The following is a 12,199-nucleotide window of genomic DNA, read 5'->3' on the forward strand; positions in this document are numbered from 1 at the left end:
CAGGGGGACGAATCCGACAGAAGGGGCATGCGGCGTGAACCTGTTCCGGCCCTCCCGGCCGTCGCGATCGGTCGAGGACGTGGACCTCGACTCGTTGCTCTCCCTTGTGGCCGACTCGCTCGGCTACACCTGCGCGTTCGCCGCCGACGGGACCCTGCTGACCCTCGGGGGCGGCAAGGAGATCCCGGTACGGCTGGCCGGCCTGCGCCGCGAGGCCGGGCGGCGCCCCCGCGAGGACTGGCCGATGCTGGTCTCCGAGCACCTCGGCCGCGCCCTGGCCGACGCCTCCCTGCCCGACCCGTGCGACTTCGACCAGGTCAGGCACCTGCTCGGCACCCGGGTGGAAGCCGTCGACGAGGTGCCCGACCTGACCCGCGTGGTCGGCCGGCACCTGGGCGCCGACCTGGTCGAGCTGATGACCGTGCACGGCCGGCCGGTGCGGCCCGAGGAGGCCGGCTGCTGGCCGATCCCGCCCGCCCAGGCGCTCGGCGTGGCCCTGGCCAACGTGCGGCGCAACGAGCGCCTGCACGCCGGCCGCGAGGACCTGTCCGGCACCCCGGTCTGGCGGCTGGGCGGCGCGACCGCCTCGGCCGGCTCGCACCTGCACTGGCTGGAGGACTACCTCCAGGTGCCCGGCGACGGCGTGCTGGCCGTCCTGCCCGACCCGCGGACCGTGCTGGTGCACCCGGTGGAGGGCATCGGCGTCGTGCGGGCCATCGAACGGCTGCGCGTGCACGCCCTGCGCGCGGGCGGCCCCAGCGAGCAGGTCTACTGGTGGCACGCCGCCACCCTGACCCGGATCAAGGCCGACCTGGTGGTCCAGGACGGCCAGACCCGCCTGGTCGTCGTGCCGCCGAAGGACTTCGCCCGGGTGCTGAAGCGCCTCAGCTCCTCCTGAGGCTCGGTTTTAGGACAGCGCCTTGGCCGCGTGCACGAGGGGCACGTGGCTGAAGGCCTGCGGGAAGTTGCCGACCATCCGGGCGTACCGCGGGTCGTACTCCTCGGCCAGCAGCCCCAGGTCGTTGCGGAGCGCGAGCAGCCGCTCGAACAGCTCGCAGGCCTGCGCGTGCCGGCCCTGCAGCGCCCGCACCTCCACCAGCCAGAAGCTGCACGCCAGGAACGCGCCCTCGGCGCCGGGCAGGCCGTCCACGTCGTTGTCCTCGGCGATCGGGTAACGCAGCACGAAGCCGTCGCTCATCAGCTCGCGCTCGATCGCCTCCACCGTGCCGGCCACCCGGGGGTCGTCGATCGGCAGGAACCCGGTCAGCGGGATCAGCAGCAACGCCGCGTCCACCTCGGGCGAGCCGTACGACTGGGTGAAGGTGTTGCGGGTGGCGTCGAAGCCCTTGTCGCAGATCTCGGCGTGGATCTCGTCGCGCACCCGGCGCCAGCGTTCCACCGGGCCGGTGCGGCCGAAGTTCTCCACCTGGCGGATGGCCCGGTCGAGCGCCACCCAGCACATCACCTTGGAGTGGGTGAAGTGCCGGCGCGGCCCGCGCACCTCCCACAGGCCCTCGTCGGGCTCGTCCCAGTGCTCCTCGACGTAGGCGATGAGCTGGCGCTGGATCGCCCACGCGCGGTCGTCGGCGGCCAGGCCCGAGGTGCGCGAGAGGTAGAGGCAGCTCATCACCTCGCCGTAGACGTCGAGCTGGAGCTGGTTGACCGCGGCGTTGCCGATGCGGACCGGGCGGGAGTTCTCGTAGCCGGGCAGCCAGTCGAGCTGGCTCTCCGGCAGGCGGCGCTCGCCGGCGACGCCGTACATGATCTGGAGGTCCTGGGGGCGGCCGGCGATGGCGCGCAGCAGCCAGGAGCGCCAGGCCAGGGCCTCGTCGGAGTAGCCGGAGTCGATCAGCGCCTCCAGCGTCATGGTGGCGTCGCGCAGCCAGCAGAAGCGGTAGTCCCAGTTGCGCACGCCGCCGAGGTCCTCGGGGATGGAGGTGGTCGGCGCGGCGACGATGCCGCCGGTCGGCTCGTAGGTGAGCGCCTTGAGGGTGATCAGCGAGCGCACCACCGCCTCGCGCCACGGCCCCTTGTAGGTGCACTGGGCCACCCACTCGGTCCACATCGCCTCGGTCTCGGCCAGATGCGTCTCGGGGTCGATCAGCTTGGGCATCGGCTCGTGCGAGGGGTGCCAGGTGAACAGGAACGGCAGGCGCTGCCCGGCCTCGACGGTGAAGGTGGCGCGGTGGGCGTAGTCGCCGCCGATCAGCGGCACCGGCGAGTGCAGCCAGACCGAGTCGGGCCCGCCGACCGCCTGCAGGTGCTCGCCGTCGCGGCGCACCCACGGCACGATCCGCCCGTAGTCGAAGCGGATGCGCAGCTCGGTGGTGAGTTCCACCGAGCCGGAGACGCCCTCGACGATGCGCACCACGTCGGGGTTGCGGTCGCGCGGCGGCATGAAGTCGATCACCCGGACGGTGCCGGTGGGGGTGTCCCACTCGCTCTCCAAGATCAGCGTGTCCGGCCGGTAGCGGCGCCGGTCGGCGGGCCTGCGCCCGGTGGGGCCGAGCGACCAGTGGCCGTGCCGGCCGTCGCCGAGCAACGCGCCGAAGCAGGAGGGGGAGTCGAACCGGGGCAGGCAGAGCCAGTCGATGGAGCCGTCGCGGCCGACGAGCGCGGCCGACTGCATGTCCCCGATGAGTGCGTAGTCCTCGATCCGCATACCTGTGACGCTACTAGCCGGGTCGCCCGATTTGGGGAGACCCGGCCAGTGTGTTGGCTACGGACGCTCGGCGATCTGCTGGAACTTGCCCAGCAGCGCGGCCGGGTCGCTGTCGGCGGCCAGGCCGGTGCCCAGCTCGGCGGCGATGGTGCCGCGCAGCTCCGACCAGACCGGCTCTGAGGTCGGGTCGAAGCGGGCCCGGGCCACCATGTCGACGATCGGGGCCACCTTGGCGTCCTGGCGCAGCACGTCGGAGGCCGACTGCGTGGTCGGCAGCAGGCCCTCCACCTTCAGGTACTTCGCGTAGTTGCCGGCCTGGTAGAAGTAGGTCAGGAACTGGCGGACCAGCTCCTGGTTGCCGTCCTTCTTGAAGGCCATCAGGTAGTCCTGGATGCCGTGCGTGGCCGGGGTCGCGCCGTTGTTGACCGGGTGCGGGGCGGTGCCGTACTCGATGCCGGCCTTCTCCACCGGGTCGAGGAAGGCTCGGGTGCCGAAGGAGGCGTAGACCATGGCCGCCTTGCCCTGGGCGAACAGCGGCCAGGTGCCGTCGGCGCGGTTGGTCTGGCCCGGGTTGGGCTGGGTGTGGCCCTCCTGGGTGAGCGTCTTGAGGAACTGCAGCGTCTCCAGGCTGCGCTCGCCGTTGACGGCCCACTTGCCGTTGACGCGCCAGTCGCCGTTGTTGGCGCGCAGCCAGGTGCCGAACTCGTAGTCGCCGCCCTCGGCACCCATGGCCAGCGCGTAGGGGACGTAGCCGCCGGGCAGGGCCTTGATCGCCTTGGCCGCGGCCTTGAACTCGTCCCAGGTGGCCGGGGGCTTGTCGAGGCCGGCCTCCTTCAGGATCTTCTTGTTGTAGTACAGGCCGTTGACCGTCGCCACGAACGGCAGGCCGTACTGGGTCTGCTCGTAGGCGGCGTTGGCGGCGAAGGAGGGCAGGAAGTCGCCGAGCACCTCCTTGGAGACCACCTCCTCGGCGCGGTAGAGCAGCCCGGCCTCGGCGTAGTCGGCGAAGACGTTGAGGTTGAGCACGTCGGGGAACTGCTTGGTCTGGATCATGGTGGCGACCTGGGCGGAGATGTTGCCCCAGTCGATGACCTGCAGGTCGACGTTCTTGCCCGGGTTGGCGGTCTCGAAGGACTTGATCAGCTCTTCCCAGTAGGGGCGGGTGCCCTCGGTGTACTGGGCCACGACGAGCTTGATGGACTGCTCCCCGTCGCCGCCCCCACCCCCGCCGCCGCAGGCGGTCAGCGCCAGCGCGAGGGCGGCGATCGCGGCCAGCCGAGGTCTTGTCCGAGAGGTCATCTCACACCGGTCCTTGTCCTTGGTCACTTGGTGCTGCCTGCGGTGAGGCCGCTCACCAGATGCTTCTCGATAAGCGCGAACAGGATCACGGCCGGCACGATCGCCATCAGCGCCGCCGCGAACAGGTACTGGTAGTTGGTCTCGTAGAGGCCGACGAACTGCTGCACCCCGACGGTGAGCGGCACGCGCCCGGAGGCCGGGTCGTTGAAGAGGGTCAGCGCGATCACGAACTCGTTCCACACCTGGATGAAGGTGAAGATCATCACGGTGACGAGGCCCGGCGCGGCCAGCGGGAGGATCATCCGCAGCATGATGCGGAAGCGGCCCAGGCCGTCCATCATCGCCGCCTCGTCGATCTCCACCGGGATGGCGCTGAAGTGCGCGTGCATGATCCAGACGCCGAAGGCGAGGTTGAAGGCGGCGTTGATGGCGATGATCACCGCGTAGCTGTTGATCCCGTCCACGTACAGCGCCTGCCGGTAGAGCCCGATCAGCAGCGCGACCGCCGGGAACATCTGCGTCACCAGGATCACGCCGAGGAAGGCCCCGCGCCCCCGGAACCTGGAGCGCGCCAGGACGTAGGCGGCCGGCGCCCCGACGACCAGGACGAGCGCGGTCGAGACCAGGGCGACGGTCAGGCTGACCCGGAAGTAGTCGGCCAGCGGGATGCGCTGCCACACGTCGGCGTAGTTCGACCACGCCCACGTCCGCGGGAAGTAGTCGGCCGGCACCGCGTACAGCTCCGCGTCGGTCTTCAGCGAGCCGAACAGCATCGCCGCGTAGGGAGCCAGGAAGAACAACGCGATGGCGAAGCCGATCACCGGTAGCGCCGCCGGCCGGACCCGCCGCCAGCCCCGGCCCGCCCGCATCAGCACCGGCCGCTGCCGGACCGGCTTTGGCTGGACCGGCTTCGGCTGGTCGGGCTCCGGCTGGACGGGCTCCGGCTGGTACGGCGGCGCGGGCCGGACCTCGCCGGCGGGTGCCTCGGCGGCCGACGGCCTCTCTTCGGCCGCCGAGGGGTTCTGGTAGGGCCGCAGGATCACCACGAAGGCGGTGATGAGCAGCAGCAGGAAGACGACGTTGAGCACGCCGAGCGCCGCGGCCTCGCCGGAGTCGAGCTGCGCGGTGAAGGCGATCTTGTACAGCCAGGTCACCGTGGTGTCGGCGTGGTTGCCCGCGGTCTTCCCCATGATCACCCAGATCACGGTGAAGGCGTTGAAGACGTGCAGCATGTTCAGGACGAGCGCGATCATCAGCGAGGGCCGCAGGATCGGCAGCGTCACCCGCCGCCAGGTCGACCACGCGCTCGCCCCATCGATCCTGGCCGCCTCCAGCACGTCGTGCGGCACGGTCTGCAGCCCGGACAGCAGCACGTAGGTGGTGAAGGGCATCGAGGTGACGATGCCGACCGCCATCACCGAGTAGAGGGCGGTGGCCGGGTCCTTGTACCAGTCGACCGGGGCCGACAGGAGCCCCAGGTCCATCAGCAGCCGGTTGAGCAGCCCGTTGCCGCCCTCGTAGATGAAGCGCCACACGGTCGCGGTCATCACCAGCGAGGTGGCCCACGGCACCACCAGTGAGAGCCGCACGAACCGGCGGCCGAAGAACTCCTTGGACAGGAACTGCGCCAGCGCCAGCGACAGCAGCATCGTCAGGCCGACGACCACGACCAGCCACAGCAGCGTGTTGCCGACGACCTGGCCGAGCGCGTCCTCCTGGAGTAACCGGGCGTAGTTGTCCAGTCCCGCGAAACCCTTGACCAGCCCGATCCGGCTGATGTCCTGGAAGGACATCAGGACCATGTACAGGGCGGGGAAGCCGACCACGCAGGCGATCAGGACCGTGCTGGGCGCGAGCCAGCGCCAGGGGACCGTCCGCCGCCAGAGCTCAGCAGCCCGAGAAGTCATCACACGGCCTTTCGCAGGAGAGCTGCATAAATGCTCGTGATGACGGTGATCAATGTCAAGCGATTCAAGGCTCGATCAAGCAACTTCGCTCATTGACCTCGCAGGATGTGCAGAATTGTGGAGCGTTCCAGGACGGCTAATCCGCAGGCAGGGGTACCGGCCGGGGCGGTGCCGCCTCCAGCGGGAACCAGCGCGACAGGATCTGGGTGAGCGGACCGATCGCCAGCGCGAACAACAACGTGCCGACGCCCGCGGTGCCGCCCAGGATCCAGCCGATCGCCAGCACGCTGACCTCGATGAGCGTGCGGGCCAGCCGGATCGACAGCCCGAGCCGGACCAGCCCGGTCATGATGCCGTCGCGCGGGCCGGGGCCGAGCCCGGCGCCGATGTAGAGCACCGTGGCCAGGGCGACCAGGAAGACGCCGGCCAGCAGGTAGGCGGACCGCGGCACGACGTGCTCGGGGCCCGGCAGCAGCCACAGGAACAGGTCGGCGAACAGGCCCAGGAACAGGACGTTGCTGATGGTGCCCAGGCCGGGCCGCTGGCGCAGCGGGATCCAGGCCAGCATCACCACCGCGCCCACGATGATCACCCAGGTGCCGACCGACAGCCCGAAGTGGACCGCCAGGCCCTGGTGGAAGACGTCCCAGGGGGAGCCGCCGAGCGCCGACTCGATCTGCAGGGCCATGCCCAGGCCGTAGAGGGCCAGCCCGCCGTAGAGCTTGGCGAGCCGGGTTGGTGTCAGTTTCTCGCGCATGATGGACCCATAATGGCGGGCAACCGGCTTCCCATAACAGGGCCAATCACCGAAAATGGCCTGGTGCGCTTTCTCTCCGCCACCCAGGTGGCCCGGCTGCTCGACCTCGACCGCACCGCGCGGCCCTACTACCGGGCACTCGCTGACGCCCTGCGCGGCCTGGTCATGGACGGCCGCATCCCGGTGCAGGTCCGGCTGCCCGCCGAACGCCACCTGGCCGAGACGCTCGGCGTCAGCCGCACCACCGTGACCGCCGCCTACGACCTGCTGCGCGGCCAGGGCTACGTGGACAGCCGCCAGGGCTCCGGAAGCTGGACCGTGCTGCCCGACCCCGCCGAGACCGCCTGGAGCGGCTTCGGCGGCGACGGCCTCATCCAGCTCCAGAACGCCGCCCCCGCCGCGCCCGGCCAGTTCCAGGCCGCCGTCGAGGCGGCCGTGCGCGAGCTGCCCCGGCACGCGATGGGCTCCGGCTACGACCCCGTCGGCCTGCCCGAGCTGCGCGAACGCATCGCCGCCCGCTACACCGAGCGCGGCCTGGCCACCCGGCCCGAGCAGATCCTGGTCACCACCGGCAACCAGTCCGCCCAGCACCTGGTGATCAGCCTGCTGGTCGGCCCCGGCGACACCTTTCTGTTCGAGTCGCCCACCTATCCGCACGCCGTCGAGGCGGCCCGCGGCCGGGGCGCCCGGCTGGCCCCGGTCGGCGTCGGCTCCGACGGCTGGCAGCCCGACCTGGTCACCAGCGCCATGCGGCAGTCCGCCGCCCGGCTGGCCTACCTGATCCCCGACTTCCAGAACCCGACCGGCGCGCTCATGCCCGACGCCGAGCGCGCCGAGATCGTCGCCGCCGCGCGCCGCACCGGCACCACGATCCTGGTGGACGAGACCTGGGCCGAACTGGCGCTGTCGGAGCAGGCCAGGGCCACCCCGATGGCCGCTTTCGACACCGACAACCGGGTGGTCACCATCGGCTCGGCCAGCAAGCTGTGGTGGGGCGGGCTGCGCATCGGCTGGATCCGCACCACCGCGGCGCACGTGCGCCGGCTGGCGCTGCACCGCTCCTCGGCCGACCTGAGCGCGCCCGTGCTGGAGCAGCTCATCGTCGCCCAGCTCTTCGACCGGCTCGCCGAGACGCGCGCCGAACGCCGCCGCACCCTGCGCGCCGCCCGCGACACCCTCGCCGCCGCGGTGCGCGAGCACCTGCCCGGCTGGACCTTCGTCCTGCCGTCCGGCGGGGGCTCGTTGTGGGTACGGCTGGCCGCGGGGGAGGGCGCCACCGAGCTGGCCGAGGCCGCGGCCACCCATGGCGTACGGCTGGCCCCGGGGCCGTGGTTCGGGGTCGAGGGGACGCTGGAGGGGTACGTGCGCCTGCCGTACACGCAGGCGCCCCCGCTGCTGCTCGACGCGGTCACCCGGCTGGCCGCGGCCCGGCAGGGCGCCGGGCGGCGGGAGGTGGCGGCGGTCAGTCCGATGGTGTGACGCCCCGGGCCAGCGGGGCGCGCCAGCCGTACCGCATGGCGCTGATCCGGAGCACGAAGGCGATCAGCGCGGCGGCCAGCGTGGCCACCCAGCCCTGCAGGTGCGCCTCGAACAGCACCGCGCGCAGCCCCGAGCCGAGCATGGCCGGGACGGCGTAGAGCTGCCGGTCGTACAGCAGCGTCGGGATCTCCCCGGCCAGGATGTCGCGCAGGATGCCCCCGCCGACCGCGGTGGTCACCCCGAGCAGCGCGGCGTGCAGCGGCGACAGCCCGAGCGCGAGGGCCTTCTCGGTGCCCAGCGCGCAGAACACGCCCAGGCCCGCCGCGTCCAAAACCATGATCGCGGGCAGGACCCGGGCGACGTGCGGATGCCAGAAGATGACGACCACGGTGGCGAGGACCGGGGTGAGCACGTAGCCCAGGCTCTGGAAGGCGATGGGCGGCACGTTGAGGATCAGGTCGCGCACCACGCCGCCGCCCAGGGCGGTGATCTCGGCGAGCACGAGCATGCCCACCACGTCCAGGCGCTTGCGCACGCCCATGAGCGCCCCGGTCAGGGCGAAGATGAAGATTCCGACGAGGTCGAGCAGTTCTGACACGGTGAGGATGGTCTCACGCGTGTTCGTTCATGAGCCGCTTGAGCCTGCCGGTGAAGACGATGAGGATGAGGCCCGCCACCACCGCCGCCAGGCCCAGCGTCAGGAAGTAGCCGGTCGGGCCGAAGGCCGGGACGAGGAACTTGTAGGCCTGGCCGCCCACCGGCTCGCCGACCGCCGGGGCCAGGAACCAGATGCCCATCATCTGGCCCTTGAGCGAGGCGGGCGCGAGCTTGGCGGTGACCGACAGGCCCACCGGGCTCAGCGACAGCTCGCCGAGCGTCTGGATCAGGTAGATGAGCGCCAGCCACAGCAGCGCGATCTGCCCGGGACTGGCGTTCAGCCAGCTCACCAGCACGAAGCTGAGACCGACCAGGAAGAGCGCGGCGGTGAACTTCTGCGGGGTGTTGACCCGGTTGCCCAGCCGCAGCCACAGGATGCTGAAGAGCGGGGCCAGGATGATCACGAAGATGGAGTTGAAGTTCTGGACCATGCCCGCCGGGACGGTCCAGCCGAGCACGCTCAGGTCGGCGCGCTTCTCGGTGAAGACGGTGAGCGGGCCGGCCGCCTGCTGGAAGATCATCCAGAAGATGGCGGCGGCGATGAACAGCCAGATGTAGGCCCGCATGCCCTGCCGCTCGTCGGCGGTGATCTCGCCGGCGCTGCGGAAGACGTAGACGAAGTAGCCGACCACGACCAGGATGCTCAGCACGGTCACCACGGTCGGGACCGTGCCCACGGTGAGCGTGCCGGTCGCCCCCCAGATCAGGACCGCGGCGATGAGCAGCAGCAGCGAGAAGGCGATCACCCGCACGGCCTTGCGCGACTCGGCCGGCGACAGCGGCCGCGGGGGCGCCTCGCCGGCGCCGTCCAGGCTCTTGCGGCGCGCGGTGTACATGATCAGGCCGAGCGCCATGCCGACCGCGGCGGCGCCGAAGCCGAGGTGCCAGCGGTCGTCGCCGGCCAGGAGCGGGGTGACGAACAGGCCCAGCGCGGCGCCGATGTTGATGCCCATGTAGAACAGCGAGAAGCCGGCGTCGCGGCGGGCGTCGTCGTCGTCGCGGTAGAGGTAGCCGACCATCGAGGAGATGTTCGGCTTGAGCAGGCCGGTGCCGCAGATGATCAGGAACAGGCCGAGCCAGATCAGGGCGGAGGAGTGGATCGGGATGGCCATCGAGATGTGGCCCAGCATGATGATCACGCCGCCCCAGAACACCGTGCGCCTGGCCCCCAGCACCCGGTCGGCCAGCCAGCCGCCGGGCAGCGAGGTCAGGTAGACGGTGCCGCCGTACAGCGCGACGATCGGGACCGCGGTCGTCTCGTCCAGGCCCAGGCCGTTACGGACCGGCGGGGCCATCAGGAACAGCACGAGGATGCCGCGCAGGCCGTAGAAGCTGAAGCGCTCCCACATCTCGGTCCCGAAGAGGGTGGCCAAACCCCTCGGGTGACCGAAGAACGTGCGCTCTGCTGTCATGATCCCCCCTTGTATTCGATCAGTCACTCTACGTCACTTACAAGGCGTCTTTCCAGCTCTGCCGTGGGCTACCCAGGTTCGGACGTGGATCACCCGATGCTTTGCCAACCGGGGCGGGTGTCATGTCCCCGGGCATTACCGGGCGGTTCCTACCGTGTTGATCATGACGAATCGAGTTCTGCTCACCTCGCTCATGGCGGGAGCGCTCGCGGTGCCCGTCACCGGGACCGCCGCTGCCGCCGGGCCGGAGATCAAGGAGATCGTCGTACGGCCGGCGCAGCCGGTGGTGGGGCCCAGCGGGTCGGTACGGCTGGTGATCGACGTGGTCGCGCGGGGGGCCGCGGGGGAGGACGGGGTGACCATCGACGTCGCGCCCGGCCGGCCCCGGCGCGGTGCGCCCGTCCAGGAACCTTCCACTGCGCCCCCGTCCTCTCCGCCGGGGCCGTCCACGCCCTCGGAGCCGCCGTCCGGGCCGCCGGGCGAACCCTCCGCCCCGCCCGGCGAGCCCGCACCGCCCGGTGAGCCCGCACCGCCCGGTGAGCCGGCCCCGTCTGGTGAGCCCGCACCGCCCACTTCCGCGCCCGGTGAGCCCGCGCCGCCGGCTTCCGGCCCGCCTGTCTCCGGACCGCCCGCTTCCGCACCCTCCGCCGAGCGGCCGCCGGCTCCTGCTTCCCGGCCGCACCCCTCGCCGCCCGTCGCCGAAGCTCCCGGGACTTCGGGGCGTCCGGGGGTCCCTGGAGGCCCTGGGGATCGGCCGCCCGCTCCCGAGCCCTCGGGTCCGCCGCCGGACGCGTCGGGCCCCGCCGGGCCACGCCCCGAGGTCGAGGCGCCTATGACGGGACAGCCGCGCCGGGTGGAGCGCATGGCGTCGAGCGCGGACGGCTGGGAGACCTGGCGCTTCCTGCCCGCCCGCGGCCTGAACCGCTTCTACCCCTCCGGTCTCTGGACGGTGACCGCCACCGCGAAGGCCGCCGACGGCAGTACGGTCACCCGGCACACCACCTTCCAGCTCCGCCGCGCCACCAGGCTGACCTCGGCCCACGTGAGCAAGATCAGAGGCCAGAAGGCGGTGCGGCTGAGCGGCGAGCTCGACCGGGTGGACCCGGCCGGCTACAGCGACTACGCGGCCTTCGCCGGCACCAAGGTCGAGATCATGCACCGCAAGCCGAACGGCGTCGTCTGGACCAAGGTCGGCACCGCGACGACCGGACGTGACGGCGGCTTCGCCCGGGTGATCCCGAACCGCGCCCGCGGATGGTGGCAGCTCCGCTTCCCCGGCAACAAGCACTACGCGCCCGGCTGGGGTCCCGCGGTGCACATCGCCGGCCAGAAAAAAGGACATTAAGCCGATAAATGGGATAAATATCCCTTCGGAGTGGTGGAGTTATCGAATCGTGATCTTAATTGTTCAAACCTTTCTTTACCGTGGAGCGTCGTTGCCGTAGGCACGCTTTGTCCCGGAGCGTGCTGCCCACGGGGAGAGGAATTCCTAGATCATGATGCGACGTCTCGCTGCCGGCGCCCTCGCTGCGGCGCTGGGCGCCACCGTCCTGGCCACCGCCGCCGCGCCCGCGTCGGCCGTCACCAACCCGCCCTACTACGACAACGGGTGGCACAACGGTGACTTCGACTACGACCACGACGGCGGCTACACCCGCCTGAGCTTCGACGTCAACCCCGAGCCCGCCTGGGCCGGCCGTACCCTCCACCTCGACGGCCGGCTCTCGGTCCACTGCGAGGGCGGCTACATCGACGGTGTCGTCCAGGTCATCAAGTCCGACTGGTGCGAGCGCGCCAACGGCTGGAACCGCCTCGGCGGCCGGAAGATCATCATCCTCTTCCAGCCCGACGGCTCCCACCGCTGGGAGTTCGTGGACAAGGTCCGCACCGGCGGCTCCGGCTACTTCCACCTGAAGGTCCCGGCCTACACCTCCGGCACCTTCCGCGCCATCTACGAGGGTGGCCGCTACTACAACGGCGACGAGGCCAGCGACTGGGTCAAGGTCCTGCACCGCTAGCCGTACCC

General features: G+C 71.1%; 11 protein-coding genes. 4 read left to right on the top strand and 7 right to left on the bottom strand.

Annotated elements, in window-relative coordinates:
- Positions 1–34 precede the first annotated feature (34 nt).
- On the top strand, positions 35–898 hold the full coding sequence (locus AB0I67_RS32845; RefSeq protein ID WP_357931519.1) for a hypothetical protein: 864 nt from the start codon (positions 35–37) through the stop codon (positions 896–898).
- A 9-nt stretch (positions 899–907) separates the two neighbouring features.
- Here the strand turns inward: AB0I67_RS32845 and AB0I67_RS32850 are convergent, their stop codons facing one another.
- The 4 genes from AB0I67_RS32850 to AB0I67_RS32865 form a co-directional block, all read right to left on the bottom strand.
- Positions 908–2,662, bottom strand: coding sequence for a glycoside hydrolase family 15 protein (locus tag AB0I67_RS32850; protein ID WP_357931522.1), 1,755 nt, complete (start codon positions 2,660–2,662; stop codon positions 908–910).
- A gap of 57 nt (positions 2,663–2,719) precedes the next feature.
- On the bottom strand, positions 2,720–3,961 hold the full coding sequence (locus tag AB0I67_RS32855; protein ID WP_357931525.1) for an extracellular solute-binding protein: 1,242 nt from the start codon (positions 3,959–3,961) through the stop codon (positions 2,720–2,722).
- Positions 3,962–3,984: 23 nt separating this feature from the next.
- On the bottom strand, positions 3,985–5,868 hold the full coding sequence (locus AB0I67_RS32860; RefSeq protein WP_357931528.1) for an ABC transporter permease subunit: 1,884 nt from the start codon (positions 5,866–5,868) through the stop codon (positions 3,985–3,987).
- A gap of 136 nt (positions 5,869–6,004) precedes the next feature.
- Positions 6,005–6,625, bottom strand: coding sequence for a hypothetical protein (locus tag AB0I67_RS32865; protein WP_357931531.1), 621 nt, complete (start codon positions 6,623–6,625; stop codon positions 6,005–6,007).
- A 63-nt stretch (positions 6,626–6,688) separates the two neighbouring features.
- On the opposite strand from AB0I67_RS32865, the gene AB0I67_RS32870 reads away from it, so the two are divergent.
- Entirely contained in the window at positions 6,689–8,104 is a 1,416-nt protein-coding gene (locus AB0I67_RS32870; protein WP_357931534.1) for a PLP-dependent aminotransferase family protein, read from the top strand.
- Here the strand turns inward: AB0I67_RS32870 and AB0I67_RS32875 are convergent.
- The 3 genes from AB0I67_RS32875 to AB0I67_RS32885 form a co-directional block, all read right to left on the bottom strand.
- Positions 8,088–8,702 carry a trimeric intracellular cation channel family protein gene (locus AB0I67_RS32875; RefSeq protein ID WP_357931537.1) on the bottom strand — a complete coding sequence of 205 codons (615 nt, stop codon included), beginning with the start codon at positions 8,700–8,702 and terminating at the stop codon, positions 8,088–8,090. The two genes, AB0I67_RS32870 and AB0I67_RS32875, sit on opposite strands and share 17 nt — an antisense overlap.
- Positions 8,703–8,715: 13 nt before the next feature.
- Positions 8,716–10,173, bottom strand: coding sequence for a peptide MFS transporter (locus AB0I67_RS32880; protein ID WP_357931540.1), 1,458 nt, complete (start codon positions 10,171–10,173; stop codon positions 8,716–8,718).
- A gap of 135 nt (positions 10,174–10,308) precedes the next feature.
- Positions 10,309–10,590 (bottom strand): hypothetical protein, encoded by a 282-nt coding sequence (locus AB0I67_RS32885; RefSeq protein ID WP_357931543.1) that lies wholly within the window; start codon positions 10,588–10,590, stop codon positions 10,309–10,311.
- A 415-nt stretch (positions 10,591–11,005) separates the two neighbouring features.
- Here AB0I67_RS32885 and AB0I67_RS32890 point away from each other — a divergent pair, with 415 nt between their 5' ends.
- Both AB0I67_RS32890 and AB0I67_RS32895 read left to right on the top strand, forming a co-directional pair.
- Positions 11,006–11,518, top strand: coding sequence for a hypothetical protein (locus AB0I67_RS32890; protein ID WP_357931546.1), 513 nt, complete (start codon positions 11,006–11,008; stop codon positions 11,516–11,518).
- A 151-nt stretch (positions 11,519–11,669) separates the two neighbouring features.
- Positions 11,670–12,191: a hypothetical protein gene (locus AB0I67_RS32895; RefSeq protein WP_357931548.1), complete on the top strand. Its 522-nt coding sequence runs from the start codon at positions 11,670–11,672 to the stop codon at positions 12,189–12,191.
- The last annotated feature ends 8 nt before the right edge of the window (positions 12,192–12,199 follow it).

Origin of the sequence: Nonomuraea sp. NPDC050310, from assembly GCF_040655795.1 — a bacterium.
In the GTDB taxonomy this organism is placed as follows: Bacteria; Actinomycetota; Actinomycetes; order Streptosporangiales; family Streptosporangiaceae; genus Nonomuraea.